Raw genomic sequence first — 17696 nt, forward strand, 5'->3', positions numbered from 1 at the left:
GGAGACGCCGGGCCCCGGTGCGGGGCCGCCACAGGGGCCGCCGGCCCGCCTGGGGCCGGGCGGGCGGGTGGGGGCCGGCCTCGCTGTGGGGGAAGGCCGGCGCCGTGGCCCAGGGCCCGCGCGCCGACCGGGTTCGTGCCGAACGCGACCGCGACGTTCCGTGGCGCGCTCCCCACCGATTGTTCGAACCGGTCGGCGATCTGGCTAGCCGTGTGGAGGCCCTGTGGACAGTCGGCCGCATTTGCCGTGATATGGGGGCAGGACGTCCAGGGAGGGGAGGCTCACGGGGATGCCGGAGGACCAGTTGCCCAGCGGGGGCGAACGGCCGCTCGACGCCATCGACGAGGCGATACTGCGGCTGCTGCGGAACGACGGCCGGGCCTCGGTCCGTTCGGTCGCCGAGCGGGTGCACATCTCGCGGGCCAACGCCTACGCGCGGATCAACCGCCTCGTCGAGAGCCAGGTGATCCGGGGCTTCACCGCGCGGATCGACCACGAGCGGGCCGGCCAGGGCACCTGCGCCTATGTGACGTTGAAGATCGTCCAGGACAGCTGGCGGACCGTGCGGGAGCAGCTGGCCCGGCTGCCGGGGGCGGCGCACATCGCGCTGGTCAGCGGGGACTTCGACGTGCTGCTGCTGGTGCACACCTCCGACAACCGGCAGCTGAGGGAGCTGGTGCTGACCCGCATCCAGGCCATTCCGGAGGTGCTCTCCACCCGCACGCTGCTGGTCTTCGAGGAGACCGACCTGCTGCCCGAGCCGTGAGGCGGCGGGCTCGGCACGGGCCCTCCGGGCGGCGGCGCCCGGGTAGCGGCGCGCCCGGCGAGGGGTGACGGTGGTCGGGAGGGAGGGCGTCGCGTGGGCGAAGGAGCGCTGGCATGAAACTCACCCTGACCCAGTTCGTCTCGTTGGACGGCGTGGTGCAGGGCCCGGGCGGGCCCAACGAGGACACCAGCGACGGCTTCACCCGGGGCGGCTGGGTCGTTCCCTACGCTGACGAGGCGATGGGCCGGCTGGTGTCGGGCTGGTTCGACGCCGCGGACGCCTTTCTGCTGGGGCGGCGCACCTATGAGATCTTCGCCGCGCACTGGCCGCTGATCAGCGACCCCGACGACATCGTGGCGGCGCGGCTGAACGGCCGGCCCAAGTATGTGGCGTCCGGCCGGCTGAAGACCCCGTCCTGGCAGGGCACCAGCGTGCTGTCGCGCGATGTGGCCACCGAGGTGGCCGCGTTGAAGGAACGGCCCGGCCGGGAACTCCAGGTCCACGGCAGCGGCGGGCTGGCCCAGACGCTGCTGCGGGAGGGGCTGGTCGACGAGGTGCGGCTGCTGACGTTCCCGGTGGTGCTGGGCGGCGGGCGGCGGCTGTTCCCCGAGGGGTCGCCGCCGCGCGCCCTGCGGCTGACCGGCGCGGAGAGCACCCCGACCGGCGTCGTGGTGCAGGTCTACGAGCCGGCGGGCGAGCTGACGACCGGTTCGTTCGAGCTGAGCTGAGCGCCGTCCCCCGGCGACGCGACCTCGTGCGGCGACGCGACCTCGTGCGGCGACGGAACGTCGTGGGGCACCGGGCAGCGGCCCTCGGCGCGCGCCCTGGCGTCGTCGTCGAGGAAGAAGTTGGGCTTCAACTCGTCCTCGTCGTAGTAGCGGTGGAAGACGGGGGTGATCCCGCCCGAGAGCGGCGGGACGATCCAGCTCCAGTCGGTGGGCGCGGGCCGGCCCAGCGCTTCCTCGCGTTCCACATGGGCGAGGAAGTGGCGGGAGGCGGTGTGGTGGTCGGTGATCTTGACGCCGGCCCGCTCGAAGGAGCGCAGCACCGCGACGTTCAGCTCCACCAGGGCGCGGTCACGCCACAGCGTGGTCTCGCTGCTGGTGTCGAGGCCGAGCAGGTCGGCCACCACGGGCAGCAGGTTGTAGCGGTCGGCGTCGACGAGGTTGCGGGCGCCGATCTCGGTGCCCATGTACCAGCCGTTGAACGGCGCCAGCGGGTAGTTGACGCCGCCGATCGACATCCGCATGTGGGAGATCGCGGGGACCGCGTACCAGCGCAGGTCCAGCGCGTCGAAGCCCGGCACGTCGGGGTGCCTGATCGGGACCTCCAACACGTCCTCGCGCGGCACCTCGTAGAGCCGGGGCCGGTCGTCGGGCACCTCGATCACCAGCGGCAGGATGTCGTGCGGCCCGCCCGAAGGCTGCCAGCCGAGCCGGCGCACCACGTCGGTGAACGGCACCTGGGCCGGGTCGCCCACCACCTCGCCGCCGGGTGAGCGGTGGCCGGCGTAGCGGATCAACTGGCTGTTCCAGAGCCTGGGTCCGGGCCGCTGCGGCGTGTCGGGCGCGAAGACGGAGATCACCGGCCGGATGCGGCCCCCGTTGGTGGCGACCCGCAGATGGTCCAGCAGGTGGCGGTGGATCTCGTCGGGGGTGGTGGCCGCGCGCCGGTCGAGGACCTTGAGGCTGCGCCAGTAGAGGCGGCCGTTGCAGCGCGCGGTGTTGCGCCAGGCGATCTTGCAGCCGAACTCCAGCTCGGGCGTGGTGTGCCGGTAGGTGCCGGTGCGGTCGATCTCCTCGCGCACCCGCGCCAGCCGGGTGGCCAGCGGGACCGGCTGCGCCGGCTCCTCGTGGTGGAACTGCCGCAGGAACTCCTCGACCTCGCCCCAGTCGGGCGGCCGTCGGTCGGGCGCGGCGCCGGGGTCATCGGCGGCCTCGGCGGCCCCGGCGGTGGTGGGTGCGGTGGTGGCTGGGCAACGTGCACGGTCGTGCGTCATGGGCTCCCCGGTCATCGGTGACATGTGCGTCATCTCCCGCGCCGGATCACAGTAGTTGACCGTCCTACCGACGGGTTCGGCGCGCGCGGCGGTTCGCGGGGGCCGGTGACCGAAAAGCGCGTGGGAAACGCTCGGCCTGCCCCGGAATGTGGGGCGCAATGCCGCGAAACGGACCCGAACAACCGGGAGTACCGGCCGAGTTGGGGCTGTTCTTCGCCACCGGTGGGAGGGGGTGCGGGCGCGTCGGGCGCCCGTTCGACGGATGAGTGCCGCGCTCTGGCACGGGCCGAGGGGTCGGCCGCACAATCGATCTCACCCAGATCGCGAGGAGTTGGCCAACGATGACCCCTTCGCTCACCCGCTCCCTGCTCGCCGAGCGCCACCGCCCGACCCTGGAGAGCGCCACCCGCGCGCTCCGGGAACGCGGCCACTTCTCGGCGTTCTCCGACAACCCGCGTGACTATCCCCGCGAGGCCGGGGCCGCCGCGTTCGAGGCGCTCACCCAGCGCCGGTTCGACCTCGACCAGCCGGGCACCGACGCCTGGGTGGGCGGCGAGGTCTCGCCCTACGGCATCCCGTTGGGCATCAGCTATCCGCACCCCGACCCCGAGGTGCTGCTGCCCGCGATGCGGGCCGCGCTGCCCGCCTGGCGGGACGCCGGTCCTGAGGCGCGGGCGCTGGTCTGCGCCGAGATCCTCGCCCGACTCGCCGACCGCACCGCCGAGTTGGCGCACGCCGTGATGCACACCACCGGGCAGGGCTACGCCATGGCGCTCCAGGCCGGCGGCCCCAACGCGCTGGACCGGGGGCTTGAGGCGGTCGCCGCCGCGCTGGAGGCGCAGACCGCGCACCCGGCCCAGGCCGAGTGGACCAGGCCCAGGGGCCGGCACGAACCGCTGCGGATCGCCTCAACGTTCACCCCCGTGCCGCGCGGCGTGGCGCTGCTGGTCGGCTGCCGCACGTTCCCCACCTGGAACGGCTACCCGGGCCTGTTCGCCTCGCTGGCCACCGGCAACCCGGTGCTCGTCAAGCCGCACCCGCGCGCGGTGCTGCCGCTCGCGCTGACCGTCGCGACCGCGCGCCGGGTGCTGGCGGAGGCCGGGTTCGACCCGCAGCTGGTGGCGCTGGCCGCCGAGGGCGAGAACGAGTACAGCGCGCGGGCGTTGGCCGTCAGGGACGAGGTCCGGATCGTCGACTACACGGGCTCGTCGGCGTTCGGCGACTGGCTGGAGGAGAACGCCGGCCAGGCGCGGGTCTTCACGGAGAAGTCCGGCGTCAACACGGTGCTGGTGGACTCCACCGACCACTACGGCGGCCTGCTGCCCAACCTGGCCTTCTCGCTCTCGCTGTTCAGCGGCCAGATGTGCACCACCCCGCAGAACCTGCTGATCCCGCGCGAGGGGATCGAGACCGACCAGGGGCACCGGAGCTTCGACCAGGTGGTCGCCGACCTCGCCGCCGCCGTCGAGGCGCTGTTGGGCGACGAACGGCGCGCCGCCTCGCTGCTGGGCGCGGTCGCCGAGCCCGGGGTGCTGTCGCGGTTGGCGTCGGCCGGGGAGACCGGCGAGGTCGCGCTGGCCTCGCGGGAGTTCGCGCACCCCGAGTTCCCGGAGGGCCGGGTGCGCACCCCGCTGCTGGTGCGGCTCGACGCGCGGCAGCCGGACGCCGAACGGACGCTGCTGGCCGAGTGGTTCGGGCCGGTGGCGTTCGCGGTCGCGGTGGACTCCACGGCGGAGGCGCTGGCGCTGCTGCGGCGCACCCTGCGGGAGCGCGGCGCGCTGACGGTGCTGGGGCACACCACGTCGAAGGAGGTGGAGGCCGCGCTGGTCGAGGTGTGCCTGGACGAGCGGGCGCAGCTGTCGCTCAACCTGACGGGCGGGGTGCACGTCAACCAGACCGCCGCGTTCGCCGACTACCACGGCACCGGCGGCAATCCGGCGGGCAACGCGGCGCTCGTCGACGGGGCGTTCGTCGCCACCCGTTTCCACTGGGCGCAGGTGCGCCGGCCGGCATGACGCACGAGGCGATCCGGCCGGTGCCGGTGCCGGTGTCGGCCCCGCGCCGGCCCCGGCCGGATCGTTTCCGCTGGGAGTGGGGGGCGGCGGGCGGCGCCTCAGGCGGGGCGCCAGAAGCGCCAGTTCTCATCCAGCACGTCGGCGTTGCGCTGCTCCCACTCCGTGGCGGCACGCACGGCCTCCGCCGGGCAGTGCCAGGGCCGGCCCCTGGTCAGCGGCCGCAGCCGCAGCCGTGGACCGATCCGCCCCGTCACCCGCCCGACCCTGCCGCTCCTGGTGTCCACCACACAGGCGCCGTCGGTCCAGGCCATCGAAACGCTCCCTCGCTCTGACACAGCCGTTCCGGCACGAACGGTTCGGCCGGCGTTGGCCGGCCGGTGCCGGGTGTTCTCCGGTACCCACTGTGCGCGCTGCCCAAGGGTGCGGAGTGCGAGGTTCCACCGCATTGCGCAATGGACGACCCCATCGGGGGACGGTGCGCGAGTGACCTTGGCCGGCCGTTCGATAACGCGCGGGCCACGGGAACGCGCCGGGAGCGCGGGGTCGCGCGCCGGCACGCGCGGGTGCTGGGCGCAGAATGCCGCATCGGACCGCGCCGCGTCCCCGTTTCGCCGGGATGCCGCCCACTCGGGGGACGACCCCGTTCCGATCGGACGAACGGCTCTATACGCTGCCGGCCATGATTCGAGCGGTGGTGTTCGACGTGGGTGAGTGCCTGGTGGACGAGAGCCGGGAGTGGGCCGGTTGGGCCGCCTGGCTCGGGGTGCCGCGACACACGTTCTCCGCGCGGTTCGGGGCGGCCATCGCCCAGGGCCTCGACCCCCTGGAGGCGTTCGAGACCTTCCGGCCCGGCTTCGACCTGACGCTGGAGCGCGAGAAGCGGACGGCCGCCGGGGAACCGGAGTGGTTCGGGGAGAACGACCTCTACCCGGACGTGCGGATCACCATCAGGGTGATGCGGCAGGCCGGGATGTGGCTGGGCATCGCCGCCAACCAGAGCCCCGCCACCACCCAGGTGTTGCGCACCCTCTTCTCCGGCTACGCGGGCCTGGTCCTCACGTCGAGCGACCTGGGCGTGGCCAAGCCGGACCCGCGCTTCTTCGAGCTGCTGGTGGAGGAACTCCAGGTCGCGCCCGAGGAGGTCCTCTACGTCGGCGACCGGTTGGACCACGACATCAGGCCGGCCTCCGCCGTCGGGCTGCGCACCGCGCTGATCCGGCGCGGGCCGTGGGCGACGATCCTGAGCGACCACCCGGACGCGGAGCGGCTGCCGACGATGCGGATCAACGGGCTGCGCGAGATCCCGGAGCGGGTCACCGCCTTCAACGAGCGGTACGCGGAGGAGGCCGGTCAGGGGGTTCTCTGACCTGGGCCGTCAACGGGCGGGCTCGCCGGTGTCGTTGTCGATCCACTCGGTGCCGCCGATCAGGTAGCCCCACTCGGTCTGGCCGCCGACGGCGCTGGTGCGGAACGGCTCGCCCTCGTCGTCCACGCGCAGCGTGCCCGCCGACTCACCGCTGGACCAGTCGAGTTCGAGGTGCCAACTGACGTCCGCCGCCTCGGTGTGCGCGTCGACGTAGAACACCACGGGCTCCGCCTCGTCCACCCACAGCGGCAGGTTTTCCTGGCCGGCGACCGCCGTCGGCTCGGGGGCCGGGGCGTCCAGGTCCACGTCGAACGCGGTGGTCCGCACCGGGCCGCCGCCGCAGCCGGAGTAGCCGGCGTACAGCTCCCAGGGCAGCGGCTCGCCGGTGGCGGTGACGCGGACGCGCAGATCGCGCAGCACGACGGTGGCCGTTTCGGTGCCCTGGATGGTGAGTTCGACGCGCTGGGTCCCGGCCGGGACGGCGCCCAGCGCGCGCACCCAGCCGGGGGCGTCGGTCCCGGTCGGGGGCGGCGGGACCTGGGCCGGCGGGCGGTCGACGAGGTAGCGGCCCTCGCACTGTTCGAGCGTGTAGGGGCGGGTGGCGACGGTCAACGGGGCGGATTCCGCCGCCTGTTCGACGGCGTCGCCGCCGGGGGCGCCGCCGTCGCCGCCGAGGACGCTGCCGTCGCCGTCGCCTCCGGTGAGGAGCGTGGCGAGCAGGGCGATCGCCGCGACGACCGCGAGGGCACCGGCCGCGCCCCAGACGAGGCGGGGCCCGGGTCGGCGGAACGGGGGCGTGGGCGGCGGGGGTTGGGGGACGGGCGTCGCCGGCGGGGCGGGCGCTCCCGGCGTGGGCGGCGCCGGCCTGGGGCCCTTACGGTCCCGCTGCCGCGCCGCGTCGGCGGCGATCCACCGCCGGTGCGCCTCGGCGTGCTCCTCCGGCGTGGCCCGGCACTGACGGGCGAAACGTTCCACGATCGCGAACTCCGGCGGCAGCGCCTCGCCCCGGCAGTAGCGGTGCAGCGTGGACGCGCTGAGGTGCAGCCGCTTGGCCAGCACGCCGTAGCTCAGCCCTGAGCGGTCCTTCCACTCCATGAGCAGCGCGGCGAGATCCGCCGTCTCCGCACCCGACGCCACCCGTCCCACCCCTCGCCGCGTCCCGTCCCGGCATTCGATCCGCGACCATCCTCGCAGCTCACCCGGCCGAAACCGTCCCGGCCCCCCAACTCGCCCGCGTTCGCTGGCCGGTGGGACGGGACCGGGCCCAGGCTTCGGTCGTCGGCCCACCGAACGCCGGGGGCCGACGCCGACCAACACCGAGGAACGAGGGAACGAGGATCGCCATGAGGACGAGGACGAGGATCACCCGGGCCGGGACGCGCGCCACCGTCGCCGCGCTGGGCGCGACGCTCGCGTTGGCCACGCTGACCGGCTGCCAGGACGACGAACTCGACAGCGGCTCGGGGCCCGAGTCGCCGGTCGAGACGCCCACCGAGTCGTCGGATGGGTCGACGGAGGAGGGGCCCGCCGGGGACGGCGCCGGGGAGGACGGGTCGGCCGGGGAGGGGGAGTCCGGGGAGGAGCCCGTCGAGGACATCGAGCCCTGCACGGACGCGACGACCGAGGTGACCGTCACCTCCGTCGAGCGCCCCCTCAACCATCTGCTGCTCACGGCCACCAACACCGGGGACGCGACCTGCTTCGCCTACAGCGCGCCCTTTCTGCGCTTCGGCGAGGCCCAGGCCCCGGTGCCCCCTTACGAGGACAGCGCGCCGCAGTCCGTCGTCGCGCTGGACCCGGGCGACGTCGCCTATGCCGCGATCTCGACCTCGTCCGCCGCCGGGGAGGCCGGCGAGGGCTGGACCGTGGACAGCCTCGGCGTGCGGTTCGCGGGCGCCGAGGGCGAGGGCGTCGGCGGGATGGTCGATGTCCCGCTGCCCGACGGCGAGTTGTATGTCGACAACACCGCGCTGGTCACCTACTGGAACACCGCCCTGGACGAGGTGCTCTAGAGCACCCGAGGTCCGCCGTCCGTGGCGAGCCAGTGGTACAGCGTCATGGCCACGCTGGTGGCCAGGTTGTAGCTGGAGACGCCGGGGCGCATCGGCAGGGAGACCAGCGCGTCCGCGCGGGCGCGCGCCTCGGGGGAGAGACCGGCGCGTTCGGAGCCGAAGGCGAGCAACGCGCCGGCGGGGAGGGCCAGTCCGCGCAGGTCCTCGCCCTCCGGGTCGAGGGCGAGCAACGGTCCGGCCGGCAGCCGCTCCACCTCGGCGCGGCCCACCGGCACCGCGTAGTGCAGCCCGGCGGAGGCGCGCAGCACCGTGGGGTGCCAGGGGTCGACGGTGCCCGTGGTCAGCACCCCGGCCGCCCCGACGCCCGCCGCCAGGCGGATCACCGCGCCGACGTTGCCCAGGTGGCGCGGCTGGTCCAACACCACCAGGGGCGCGCGGCGTTCGTCGGGCGCCGGCAGCTCATCGACGCGCGCCGGCGCGGGCACGGCCAGCGCGGCCACGCCCGTCGGGTGCGGCCGGCCGACCAGGCCGCGCAGCGCCTCCGGCGCCACGTCGACCAGCGTGGCGGCCAGCCGTTCGCGCAGGTCGGGCGCGAGCCGTTCGGCCAGCTCCAGGGCGGCGGGCCGGTCGGCCACCAGGGCCAGCGGCACCTCGGCGCCGAAGCGCAGCGCGTGCTTGAGCGCGTGGAAGCCGTCCAACAGCACGGTGTGCCGGGAGAGTTCCCGCCAGCGGGTGGCGGGGTCGGCCGCCGACGTCACGCGCGTTCGGCCCAGGCGGGCGCGGGCGCCTCGGCCGCCGGCGACCGGCCGCCCTGGTCCTCCGGCCCCCGCTCGTCCCGGCCGCGCCCGGTCAGCCGCGCCAGCGGCGCGGTGACCCGCCGGGCGATCCGCCCGGTCCGGTCGCCGGCCCACAGCAGGAAGACGGTGGGCAGGAAGACCGCGTCCATCGCGATCATCGCCAGCGAGAAGAACGGCAGCCCCAACAGCACGGCGATGCCCAGGTGTTCGCCCATCATCACGAACAGCAGCACGTTCTTGACCCGGCGGTTGAGCAGCGCGAACGGGAACGCGACCTGGACGATCACGGTGCCGTAGCTGAGCGCCAGCACCAGCAGCCCGCTGCCGGCGATGATCTCGCTCAGCTCGGGCCAGGCGTTGAAGTAGTCCAGGTTCAGCGGGTAGTAGACGGCGGTGCCGTCCTGCCAGCGGGAGCCCTGGATCTTGTACCAGCCGGCGGTCGCGTAGATCACGCAGACCTCGACCATGATCACCAACAGGGCGGCGTTGTGCACCAGGTTGCCGATCATCTGGGCGACGATCCTCGGCTCGCCCGGGGCGTACCGGCGGACCAGCCACCAGAAGGCGTGCACCAGCCACATCCCGCCGAAGAACAGCGTCCACACCGTGCTGTCCAGGCTGCCGGTCACCACGGACAGCAGCAGCGCGGCGCCCAGCACGGCCCAGATCGCCACGCCCGCCGGGTCGTGGGTGGCCGGCACCCCGGCGGCGGCCCGCCGGGCGCGGCGCCTGGCGTCCAGCGACCAGACCTGGCCGCAGCGGGTGAGGACGAGGTACATCGCCATCAGGTGGATGACGTTGTCCCCGCCGTCGCCCATGAAGACGCTGCGGTTCTGCACCGCGAGCACGCCGATCATGAACACCATCGAGCTGGCCCGGGTGCGCCAACCGAGGAGCAGCGCCACGCAGGCGAGGATCGCGAGGTGGTAGACGAACTCGAACCAGAGCGCCGAGTCCGTCCACAGCAACGGGGTGAACGCGCCGGTGTCGTCGACGAAGCGGCTGGCCAGGTCGTAGCCCCAGGGGCTGTCGGGGCCGTAGAGCAGGCCCCGGTTGGGCCACTCGCGCACCAGGTACAGCAGCATCGTGAAGGCGAAGCCGATCCGCACGATGGCCGTCTGGTACGGGCCGAGCGCGCGGCGGGTGATGTTGCCGATGCCGCGCAGCAGCGCGCTGTCGAACTTCGCGCTCAACCCGTCGAACGGCGAGGCCGCCGGCGGCTTCTGCGAGACGGTCGGTGGCTGTCGCGGGGCGCCCGGTGGCTGTCGGGGGGCGACGGCGGCGGTCGGCTCGGGGCGCTGACCGCCGTTCTCGCGGCGCTGGCCGCCGTTCTCGGGGCGCTGGCCGCCGTCGGGGGCGGAACGGGGCGGGGGAACGCTCATGGCCGCGCCTCCTGGTCGGTGTCGGCGGCGGCGCGGGAGCGCGTCCGCGCGTCGGCCGGCAGGTCCTCGCTGGTCACCGTCCACCAGCCCAGCTCCTGGTAGGAGGGGTCGGTGTCGAAGTCCTCCTGGCGCCAACTCGGCGCCGGCACCCGGGTGTGGGAGATCCGCAGCTGGACGCGCTCCACGGTGGTCACATCAAGCCGGTCGCTCAGCCGCTCCAGCGCGATCCGGTGCAGATAGCTCGCGGAGACCTCGCCCCGCATCCCGATCGGCTCGCCCTCGTCGTTGTGCGACTTGTCGTAGAAGTCCCAGGCCCGGCGCAGCATGTTCTGGTTGGAGTGGCTGGGCAGCGGGTGGTGCCGGATCCGCTCGACCTCCCAGGCGGTGAGGTCGATCCACTCGGTGGTGACGGGCGACCGGCCCTCGCCCTCGCGTATCTCGGCGCGGACGTGGACCGCCGTGTCGCGCTGGAGCGGGTTGGGCGCGAACAGCTTCCAGTTCTGCTCGAACTCCGGGTACATGTAGCCGCGCACGGTGCCCCAGTGCTCCTCGCGGACCGTGTTGGACGGGGCGACGAAGAGGAAGACCATCGCCAGGTGCCAGCAGAGGTAGACCGCGAGGCCGCCGACGGCGACCGCGACGAGGGACCTGGCGGGCAGGGACAGCGACCCCAGCCGGACGGACTCCAGCGACTCCTCCCCCGCCGGTCCGTTCTCCCCCGGCGGTGCCCCGGCGCTCGCACGCTCGCCGTCGGGCTCGCCGCTCGCCCCTGCGGCGGTGTCGGATGGCAGCATCTCGGCCAGCTCCCCCAACGCTGCCCTCCGGGCAGCACTCCTCACGCTCTGACCCCAGCACCGTATCCCGTCCCGCACCGCCGGTGACACCGGAGTGGCCGCACGCCCGGGCGGCCCGGGGCCGCCGGCGCGCGGTCCCTATCGTGGGGCCATGCGCCGCTCAGGAGAGACCTCGATCTTCACGGAGATGACCGAACTCGCCCACCGCACCGGGGCGGTCAACCTCGGCCGGGGCGTGCCCGACCTGGACTCGCCGCCCGAGCTGCTGGCCGGCGTCGCCGAGGCCGTGCTGGCCGGGCGGAACCAGTACCCGCCGGCCGCCGGCCACCCGGCGCTGCGCGCGGCGGTCGCCGAGCACCAGCGCCGCCACTACGGGATCGAGCTGGACCCGGCCAGCCAGGTGCTGGTCACCACGGGCGCCACGGAGGCGCTGGCCTCGGCGGTGCTGGCGCTGACCGGCCCCGGCGACGAGATCCTCACGTTCGACCCGTGCTACGACGCCTATCCGGCGGATGCCAGGCTGAGCGGCGCCACGCTGGTCCCGGTGCCGCTGGCGGTGGAGCGCGGCGAGAACGGGAACGGTGCGGGCTTCGCGCTGGACATGGACGCGCTGGCGGGCGCGCTCACCCCGCGCAGCCGGCTGCTGCTGCTCAACTCCCCGCACAACCCGACGGGCAAGGTCTTCACGCCCGAGGAGCTGGCCCGGATCGCCGAGCTGTGTGTGGCGCGCGATCTGACCGTGGTCACCGACGAGGTCTACGAGCACCTGGTCTACGGCTCCGCCCGGCATGTGCCGATCGCGACTCTGCCGGGGATGGCCGAGCGGACCCTGACCGTCTCCTCGGCGGGCAAGACGTTCAGCGTGACCGGCTGGAAGGTCGGCTGGATCTCGGGCCCGGCCGAGCTGGTGGCCGCCGTGGCCTCGGTCAAGCAGTGGCTGACCTACGCCTCGGGCACCCCGTACCAGGAGGCGATCGCCGCCGCGCTGGGCACGGTCGACGACTGGGCCGCCGGGCTGCGCGCCACCCTCACCGAGGGCCGGGACCTGCTGGCGGCTGGGCTCACCGAGGCGGGCCTGACGCCGTTCCGCGCGGACGCCGGCTACTTCCTCCAGGCCGACGTCCGCCCCTGGGGCTTCACCGACGGGCTCGCGCTCTGCCGCCAACTGCCGGAGCTGGCGGGCGTGGTGGCGATCCCGACCCGGGTCTTCCAGCAGGGCGAGGACGTGATGCCGTGGCTGGTGCGCTTCTCGTTCTGCCGCCGCCACGAGGCGCTGCGGGAGGCGGCCGGCCGGCTGGCCCGGCTCGGGAGCGACCGCTAGCCAACGGCCGGCTGGGGAGCGGCGGTCGGGCTAGAGAACAGTCGGCTCGCCCTCGTCGCTGACCAGCGGCCGGCCGACCGCCTGCCAGGCGTGCATCCCACCGTCCACGTTGAACGCGGTCACGCCCTGCTGCTGGAGGAACGCCGTCACCTGCGCGGAGCGGCCGCCGGCCTTGCAGACCACATGGACCGGGCCGTCCCCGGCCAGCTCGACGATCTCCGGCAGCCGCTCGACGACCTGCCCCAACGGGATGTGAACGGCGCCCTCGGCGTGCCCCGCCGCCCACTCGGCGGGCTCTCGCACGTCCAACAGCAGGCCCTCGTCCGGCACTTCGCCCGCCCCGACGGCGGGAACCCCAAAACTCATGGGCCCCACCCTGCCACAGCCCACTGACAACCACTGGTGCGCCGGGGCCGCCCTACCCGGTGAGCCGGGCCAGCTCCGCCTCCTTGGTTGCGATCTGCCGGCGCAGCCCCTCGGCGACCTCGTCCAGCAGGGCGTCCGGGTCGTCCTCGGCCATCCGCAGCATGGAGCCGACGGCGCTGTCCTCCAGCGCCGCCGCCGCGTCGGCCAGCAGTTCCTTGCGGGCGGCCAGCCACTCCAGGCGGGCGTAGAGCCGGTCCGCGTCGGGGAGCGGGCGCTCGCCGTCCGAGGTGCCGCCGGCCTCCCACTCCTCGGTGAGCGTCCGCAGCTCCTCCGCGTCACCGCGCGCGTACGCCTGGTTGACGCGGGAGAGGAAGGCGTCCCGGCGTTCGCGTTCCGTCGGGTCGGTGACCAGGTCCGGGTGGCAGCGGCGGGCCAGTTCGCGGTAGAGCTTGCGCGCCTCCTCGCCGGGGCGGACGCGGGGCGGCGGCTGGACGGACTGGTCCGTCATCATCGCGTAGCCCTCGGGGGTGAAGCCCTCGCCGTCCAGCCAGCCGGAGAACAGCTCGGCGACGCGCGGGATCGGCGTCACCGCCTCCCTCGCCTCGCGGGCGCGGCGCTGGTCCTCGGGGTCCTGGGTGCGGGCGGCGATCGCCTCGGCGATCCGGGCGTCCAGCTCCTCGATCCTGGCGTAGAGCGGGCCGAGGCGCTGCTCGTGCAGCCTGGAGAAGTTCTCCACCTCGATCCGGTAGGTCTCCACCGCGATCTCGAACTCGATCAGCGCGTCCTCGGCCGCCCGCACGGCCTGGGCGAGCCGCTCGGTGCCGGCCGCGCCGTCGGCGCCCGCCCCGTTCCCCGGGCCGCCGTTGCTCAATCCGTCCGTCGCCTCGTCGCTCACCGGCTCAGCCTAAGCCGTCCCCGGGAACGAACGGGAACGGCGGGGGCCGGCGACCGCCCGAGCCTCAGGTGTCGATGCGGGGGCAGCGGTCGCCGCCCACCAGGTGGGCCTCGGCCCAGCGGGTCAGCTCGGCCAGGGCGGGCCGCAGCCCCTCGCCGGCCTCGGTGAGGCGGTAACTCACGCGCAGCGGGGGCCCGTTGTGGACCTCCCTGGTGACCAGGCCGGCCTCGGCCAGCTCGCTGAGCCGGTCGGAGAGCATCCGTTCGCTGATCCCGGGCACGGAGCGGCGCAGCTCGGCGAAGTGCCCGGGGCCGGCCATCAGGGCCGCGATCAGCAGCCCGTTCCAGCGCTTGCCGAGCAGGCCGAAGACCTCGTTGACCGCGTGGGCGGGCTCGCGACAGCCGCCTTCGGCGGTTCCGACGTCGGCCCGCCGCTCGCCCCTGATAGCGCTCATGGCTCCAGCGTACTTGCGGCCCACCGAAAGAGATGTACTGTGAAAAAGTAAGCAGCTACGTTAATCATCGCTGCATCCGTTATCACAGTTCATTACTTTCTGGAGACACAGCCCATGGCCACCCTGCTGCACATCGACTCCTCGCTCAACGGCGACGCCTCCGTCTCCCGCGAGGTGACCAGGACCTTCCGCGAGTCCTGGCAGGCGGCACACCCCGAGGGCACGGTGATCCACCGCGACCTCAACGCCGACCCGGTCCCGCACCTCACGGCCGCCGGCCACCTCGCGCCGAACCTCGCGCCCGAGGAGCGGACCGAGGAGCAGCGGGCCGCCTACGCCCTCCGCGACGCGCTGACCAGCGAGTTCGAGGCGGCCGACGCCGTGGTGATCGGCGCCCCGCTCTACAACTACGGCGTGCCCAGCACGCTCCAGGCCTATCTGAACCAGATCCTCATCATGGGGCGCACGGCGGGCGAACAGTCCACGGTCGCGGGCAAGCCGGTCACGGTGGTCACCAGCCGGGGCGGCTCCTACCGGCCGGGCACCCCGCGCGCGGGGCAGGACTTCAACGAGCCCTATCTGAGGCACCTGTTGGGCACCTCGATGGGGCTGGACGTGCGGTTCATCGTTCCCGAGCTGACCCTGGCCCGGATGGTGCCCGCGATGGCGGACCTGGTGGAGCTGGCGGACACCTCGCGCGCCGAGGCGCACCAGGAGGCGCGCGCGCAGGCCGGCGCGCTGGCGGCCCGACTGGTCGCCTGAGCGGGCCACAGGGCGCGGTTCCCGGGCACCGGCCGGTCAACTTCCGTCACGGAGACGCGCGTTCGGGCCCCGCCCGGGGCGTGGCGGCCCACAATGGAGGGCCCACCCAGAAAGGGACCGCCCGTGGACCCGACCACCGGGACGCCGCGACGCGCCCCAGCACCGGACCCGTTGGCCGTCGCGCTGGCCAACGCCTCGCTGCTCGGCGCCGGTTACGCGATCCTTCGACGGCGGGCGCTGGCGCTGGGCGCGGCGGCGGTCTCCGTCGGGCTGCTGAGCCTCCTGGTGGCGACGGGCGGCCGTTGGCTGGAGGCGCTTGTCGCGCTGTGGTGGCTGGCCTGCACCGCGCACGGCTGGCGCCTGGCGCGATCGGCGGCGAAGTCGGCGGCCGGCGACGCGGGGTGGCGCGGGGGCGGGGCGAGGTGGCGCGGGGGCGACCGGCGTCGGCGGCTGCTGGCGCTGGCCGTCACCGGCCCGGTGCTGCTGGGCTTCGCGATCGTGCGGATCGACGCCCAGCTGATCGAGCGCGACGCCACCGCCGCCCACCGGGACGGCGACTGCGCGCGGGCGCTGTCCCGGCTCGACCAACACGGCCCGTTCCACCGGCTGTTCGCCGCCCCGCTGACCGAGGGGACGGAGCGGGAGACCGAGGCGTGCGAACTCCTCGTCGCCGCCCGGCGGTTGACCGACGAGGGCCAACGGGGCGCGGCGGCGCAGGCGTTCACCCGGTACGCCGCCCACCCGGGCGCCCGCTGGGACGAGGCGGGGGACCGGGCCGCCGACCTCCACCTCGCCCAGGCCGAGGACGACCTCGCCCGTTCCCTCGCCGGCGAGACGCCGGAGCTGGCGTCGGGCTTCGGCCACCTCGCCACCGTCCTGGACCGGCACCCCGGGCGGGAGGCCGAGGTCGAGGCCGTCCTGGACGGGTTCCTGGGCGGGCTGCCCGCCGACGACCCGTGCGCCACGCGGACGATCGCCGGCTGGCTCGACGAGCGGGAGGCCGACGGGAGCGCGCTGGACCGCGCCGCCGAGGTCGTTCCGGCGCTGGAGCCGGCGGCGTCCTTCGACTGCGGCGACCGGCTGCTGGAGCGGTCGCGGTGGGAGGAGGCGCACGAGGTCTACCGGGACCTCGTCGAGGCCCACCCGGACCACGAGCGGGCGGGGGAGGCGGCGGACGGGGTCGAACGGGCCGAGGCCGGGATCGAGTTGGTGGCGGTGCGCGCCCTCCTCGACCCCGAGCCCCTCACCGGGGAGCCGCGGTACTGCGAGGACCCCGCGCCCTACCGCGCCGCCCCGCCCTACCGGGGCGGCGGCCCGCACCCGGTGCTGCTCCTCGGCGACGAGGAGGGCACCGAGACCGGCGGCGACCTGCCCGACTCCTGGCTGGCCGACGGCCCCGAGGACGCTGTGCTGGTCGTCTGCCTGGACACGCCCCGGATGGGGGACGCGGTCGAGACCTGCCCCTACGAGTCGGATCTCGGCGTCGACGGGTACAGCGACGTGACCTTCCGCGAGACGCGGGTCCCGCTGCGCGCCTTCGAGCTGCGGACCGGGGAGCTGGTCTCCGACCGCGCCCTGGAGATCGGCGGCGCCAGCTGCCCGGACGTGCTGAGCCACGAGACCATCTCGGGCTACGACATTCCGCCGTCGGAGGTGTATGTGGAGTCCTCACCGTCCGATGTGCGCGCGGCCTACGCCCCGCTGGTCACGCCCTGAGCCGGGGGCGCACGGGCGTTCGCGCTCCGGCGCTCGCGCCGGCGGCCGATGAGTTCCGCGCGCCGGCGGAGTCCACCCGCCATGAGCGATCAGACCACGACCACGCATGGCGACGGAGGCCCCGGCGGCGGGCTCCCCGATCTGGGCCCGGTGACGGAGCGGCTGGCCGGGCTGCTCGACGGGGTCACCGATGACCACTTCGACGCCCCGACCCCCTGCCCCGCGATGCGGGTGCGGGAGCTGCTCTCCCACCTGCTGGGGCTGACCCTCGCCTTCCGCGACGCCGCCCGCAAGGAGCTGGGCCCGACCACCGATGTCTCCCCGGGCGACCCCAACGCCCTCGGGCCCGCGCCGGTCGGCGACTGGCGTGGCCAACTCCGTTCCCAGCTCGTCGAGTTGGCCGAGGCATGGCGCGACCCGGCCGCCTGGCGCGGCGAGACCAGGGCCGGCGGCATCGACCTGCCGGGCGAGGTCGCGGGCGCCGTCGCGCTCAACGAGGTGCTGATCCACGGCTGGGACCTCGCCCGCGCCACCGGCCAGCCCTACGACGTCGACCCGGACTCGGCCGGGGTCGCGATCGAGCTGCTCGCCGCCGACGCGGACGACCCGAAGGCCCGCGAGGGCGGCCCGTTCGGCCCGGCCCACCCCGTCCCGGCCGGCGCCTCCCCCCTGGAACGCGCCGTGGCCCTCAGCGGACGCGCCCCCTCCTGGACACCGCCGAACGGGGCGTGATCCCCCACCGGACAGGTCGGCCCACGCCCCCGACCAACTTCCCGCCGCCCTCGCCCCGTTCGGCCCCTGGCCGGCGGGCGTTCGGCGCGCCTACGCTCGTGCTCCGCACCCGTTACCGCCGGCGCCCGGCCCCACCCCGGTCGGGGTCAGCCCCAACGGCCCCCACAGGAGCGCGCCTTGAGCACTGCGAACGCGGATCAGCCAGCCCACATGAACGGCGCGACCGGCGCGGCACACCCCGCCCCGGGCCGCGCCGCCCCCGCCCGCCGGGCCCTCCTCGGGACGGGCCTCGGCCTGGCGCTCGGCGCCGGCGGCCTCG

Annotated in this window: 18 protein-coding genes; 9 read left to right on the forward strand and 9 right to left on the reverse strand. The window is 74.6% G+C overall.

Annotated features, from left to right (window positions below; translation table 11 throughout):
- Positions 1-289 precede the first annotated feature (289 nt).
- A complete protein-coding gene (locus EBN88_RS20495; protein WP_122185378.1) occupies positions 290-766 on the forward strand; it encodes an Lrp/AsnC family transcriptional regulator in 477 nt (158 codons plus the stop codon).
- A gap of 113 nt (positions 767-879) precedes the next feature.
- The gene (locus EBN88_RS20500; protein WP_122185379.1) at positions 880-1494 is read left to right on the forward strand and encodes a dihydrofolate reductase family protein; all 615 of its coding nucleotides are present in this window, start codon (positions 880-882) and stop codon (positions 1492-1494) included.
- On the opposite strand, the gene EBN88_RS20505 is transcribed toward EBN88_RS20500, so the two are convergent.
- Positions 1446-2765: a nitric oxide synthase oxygenase gene (locus tag EBN88_RS20505; protein WP_122185391.1), complete on the reverse strand. Its 1320-nt coding sequence runs from the start codon at positions 2763-2765 to the stop codon at positions 1446-1448. The two genes, EBN88_RS20500 and EBN88_RS20505, sit on opposite strands and share 49 nt — an antisense overlap.
- Before the next feature lie 341 nt (positions 2766-3106).
- Here EBN88_RS20505 and paaN point away from each other — a divergent pair, with 341 nt between their 5' ends.
- Positions 3107-4780, forward strand: a complete 1674-nt coding sequence (gene paaN, locus EBN88_RS20510) for a phenylacetic acid degradation protein PaaN (protein WP_122185380.1) — start codon at positions 3107-3109, stop codon at positions 4778-4780.
- A gap of 98 nt (positions 4781-4878) precedes the next feature.
- On the opposite strand, the gene EBN88_RS20515 is transcribed toward paaN, so the two are convergent.
- Positions 4879-5091 carry a hypothetical protein gene (locus tag EBN88_RS20515; RefSeq protein WP_122185381.1) on the reverse strand — a complete coding sequence of 71 codons (213 nt, stop codon included), beginning with the start codon at positions 5089-5091 and terminating at the stop codon, positions 4879-4881.
- A 368-nt stretch (positions 5092-5459) separates the two neighbouring features.
- Between EBN88_RS20515 and EBN88_RS20520 the strand changes: the two genes are divergently transcribed.
- Complete coding sequence (locus tag EBN88_RS20520) at positions 5460-6146, forward strand: HAD family hydrolase (RefSeq protein WP_122185382.1); 687 nt, start codon at positions 5460-5462, stop codon at positions 6144-6146.
- Positions 6147-6155: 9 nt separating this feature from the next.
- On the opposite strand, the gene EBN88_RS20525 is transcribed toward EBN88_RS20520, so the two are convergent.
- Positions 6156-7283 carry a helix-turn-helix domain-containing protein gene (locus EBN88_RS20525; protein ID WP_233580808.1) on the reverse strand — a complete coding sequence of 376 codons (1128 nt, stop codon included), beginning with the start codon at positions 7281-7283 and terminating at the stop codon, positions 6156-6158.
- Positions 7284-7489: 206 nt separating this feature from the next.
- Here EBN88_RS20525 and EBN88_RS20530 point away from each other — a divergent pair, with 206 nt between their 5' ends.
- On the forward strand, positions 7490-8158 hold the full coding sequence (locus EBN88_RS20530) for a DUF4232 domain-containing protein (RefSeq protein WP_122185383.1): 669 nt from the start codon (positions 7490-7492) through the stop codon (positions 8156-8158).
- Here EBN88_RS20530 and EBN88_RS20535 read toward each other — a convergent pair.
- The 3 genes from EBN88_RS20535 to EBN88_RS20545 are packed head-to-tail and all read right to left on the reverse strand — an operon-like array spanning position 8155 to position 11131.
- Positions 8155-8916 (reverse strand): TrmH family RNA methyltransferase, encoded by a 762-nt coding sequence (locus EBN88_RS20535; protein ID WP_233580809.1) that lies wholly within the window; start codon positions 8914-8916, stop codon positions 8155-8157. The genes EBN88_RS20530 and EBN88_RS20535 overlap by 4 nt on opposite strands.
- Complete coding sequence (locus tag EBN88_RS20540) at positions 8913-10337, reverse strand: HTTM domain-containing protein (protein WP_199742427.1); 1425 nt, start codon at positions 10335-10337, stop codon at positions 8913-8915. The genes EBN88_RS20535 and EBN88_RS20540 overlap by 4 nt, the downstream gene beginning before the upstream one ends.
- A complete protein-coding gene (locus tag EBN88_RS20545) occupies positions 10334-11131 on the reverse strand; it encodes a DUF5819 family protein (RefSeq protein ID WP_122185394.1) in 798 nt (265 codons plus the stop codon). The genes EBN88_RS20540 and EBN88_RS20545 overlap by 4 nt, the downstream gene beginning before the upstream one ends.
- A gap of 151 nt (positions 11132-11282) precedes the next feature.
- Between EBN88_RS20545 and EBN88_RS20550 the strand changes: the two genes are divergently transcribed.
- Complete coding sequence (locus EBN88_RS20550; protein WP_122185384.1) at positions 11283-12452, forward strand: aminotransferase class I/II-fold pyridoxal phosphate-dependent enzyme; 1170 nt, start codon at positions 11283-11285, stop codon at positions 12450-12452.
- Positions 12453-12482: 30 nt separating this feature from the next.
- Here EBN88_RS20550 and EBN88_RS20555 read toward each other — a convergent pair whose 3' ends face one another.
- The 3 genes from EBN88_RS20555 to EBN88_RS20565 all read right to left on the reverse strand — a co-directional run bounded on the left by EBN88_RS20555 (position 12483) and on the right by EBN88_RS20565 (position 14167).
- Positions 12483-12818, reverse strand: coding sequence for a rhodanese-like domain-containing protein (locus EBN88_RS20555; RefSeq protein WP_122185385.1), 336 nt, complete (start codon positions 12816-12818; stop codon positions 12483-12485).
- A gap of 52 nt (positions 12819-12870) precedes the next feature.
- The gene (locus EBN88_RS20560; protein WP_122185386.1) at positions 12871-13689 is read right to left on the reverse strand and encodes a J domain-containing protein; all 819 of its coding nucleotides are present in this window, start codon (positions 13687-13689) and stop codon (positions 12871-12873) included.
- Positions 13690-13777: 88 nt separating this feature from the next.
- Positions 13778-14167: a winged helix-turn-helix transcriptional regulator gene (locus EBN88_RS20565; RefSeq protein ID WP_122185387.1), complete on the reverse strand. Its 390-nt coding sequence runs from the start codon at positions 14165-14167 to the stop codon at positions 13778-13780.
- Between the two features lie 114 nt (positions 14168-14281).
- Between EBN88_RS20565 and EBN88_RS20570 the strand changes: the two genes are divergently transcribed.
- From EBN88_RS20570 to EBN88_RS20580, 3 genes are all read left to right on the forward strand, one after another.
- Entirely contained in the window at positions 14282-14929 is a 648-nt protein-coding gene (locus EBN88_RS20570) for an FMN-dependent NADH-azoreductase (RefSeq protein ID WP_122185388.1), read from the forward strand.
- A 123-nt stretch (positions 14930-15052) separates the two neighbouring features.
- Positions 15053-16645, forward strand: a complete 1593-nt coding sequence (locus EBN88_RS20575) for a hypothetical protein (RefSeq protein ID WP_122185389.1) — start codon at positions 15053-15055, stop codon at positions 16643-16645.
- Positions 16646-16726: 81 nt separating this feature from the next.
- Positions 16727-17377: a TIGR03086 family metal-binding protein gene (locus EBN88_RS20580; RefSeq protein ID WP_233580810.1), complete on the forward strand. Its 651-nt coding sequence runs from the start codon at positions 16727-16729 to the stop codon at positions 17375-17377.
- Positions 17378-17696: the final 319 nt, after the last annotated feature.

The organism is Streptomyces triticirhizae (genome assembly GCF_003696235.1).
GTDB classification, from domain to species: Bacteria; Actinomycetota; Actinomycetes; order Streptomycetales; family Streptomycetaceae; genus Streptomyces; species Streptomyces triticirhizae.

What these genes read in the sequence shown, in the direction of transcription:
- EBN88_RS20495 (WP_122185378.1), top strand. Translation starts at nt 290, where the DNA reads ATGCCGGAGGACCAGTTGCCCAGCGGGGGCGAACGGCCGCTCGACGCC.
- EBN88_RS20500 (WP_122185379.1), top strand. Translation starts at nt 880, where the DNA reads ATGAAACTCACCCTGACCCAGTTCGTCTCGTTGGACGGCGTGGTGCAG.
- EBN88_RS20505 (WP_122185391.1), bottom strand. Translation starts at nt 2,765, where the DNA reads ATGACGCACGACCGTGCACGTTGCCCAGCCACCACCGCACCCACCACC.
- paaN (WP_122185380.1), top strand. Translation starts at nt 3,107, where the DNA reads ATGACCCCTTCGCTCACCCGCTCCCTGCTCGCCGAGCGCCACCGCCCG.
- EBN88_RS20515 (WP_122185381.1), bottom strand. Translation starts at nt 5,091, where the DNA reads ATGGCCTGGACCGACGGCGCCTGTGTGGTGGACACCAGGAGCGGCAGG.
- EBN88_RS20520 (WP_122185382.1), top strand. Translation starts at nt 5,460, where the DNA reads ATGATTCGAGCGGTGGTGTTCGACGTGGGTGAGTGCCTGGTGGACGAG.
- EBN88_RS20530 (WP_122185383.1), top strand. Translation starts at nt 7,490, where the DNA reads ATGAGGACGAGGACGAGGATCACCCGGGCCGGGACGCGCGCCACCGTC.
- EBN88_RS20540 (WP_199742427.1), bottom strand. Translation starts at nt 10,337, where the DNA reads ATGAGCGTTCCCCCGCCCCGTTCCGCCCCCGACGGCGGCCAGCGCCCC.
- EBN88_RS20545 (WP_122185394.1), bottom strand. Translation starts at nt 11,131, where the DNA reads ATGCTGCCATCCGACACCGCCGCAGGGGCGAGCGGCGAGCCCGACGGC.
- EBN88_RS20550 (WP_122185384.1), top strand. Translation starts at nt 11,283, where the DNA reads ATGCGCCGCTCAGGAGAGACCTCGATCTTCACGGAGATGACCGAACTC.
- EBN88_RS20555 (WP_122185385.1), bottom strand. Translation starts at nt 12,818, where the DNA reads ATGAGTTTTGGGGTTCCCGCCGTCGGGGCGGGCGAAGTGCCGGACGAG.
- EBN88_RS20565 (WP_122185387.1), bottom strand. Translation starts at nt 14,167, where the DNA reads ATGAGCGCTATCAGGGGCGAGCGGCGGGCCGACGTCGGAACCGCCGAA.
- EBN88_RS20570 (WP_122185388.1), top strand. Translation starts at nt 14,282, where the DNA reads ATGGCCACCCTGCTGCACATCGACTCCTCGCTCAACGGCGACGCCTCC.
- EBN88_RS20580 (WP_233580810.1), top strand. Translation starts at nt 16,727, where the DNA reads ATGAGCGATCAGACCACGACCACGCATGGCGACGGAGGCCCCGGCGGC.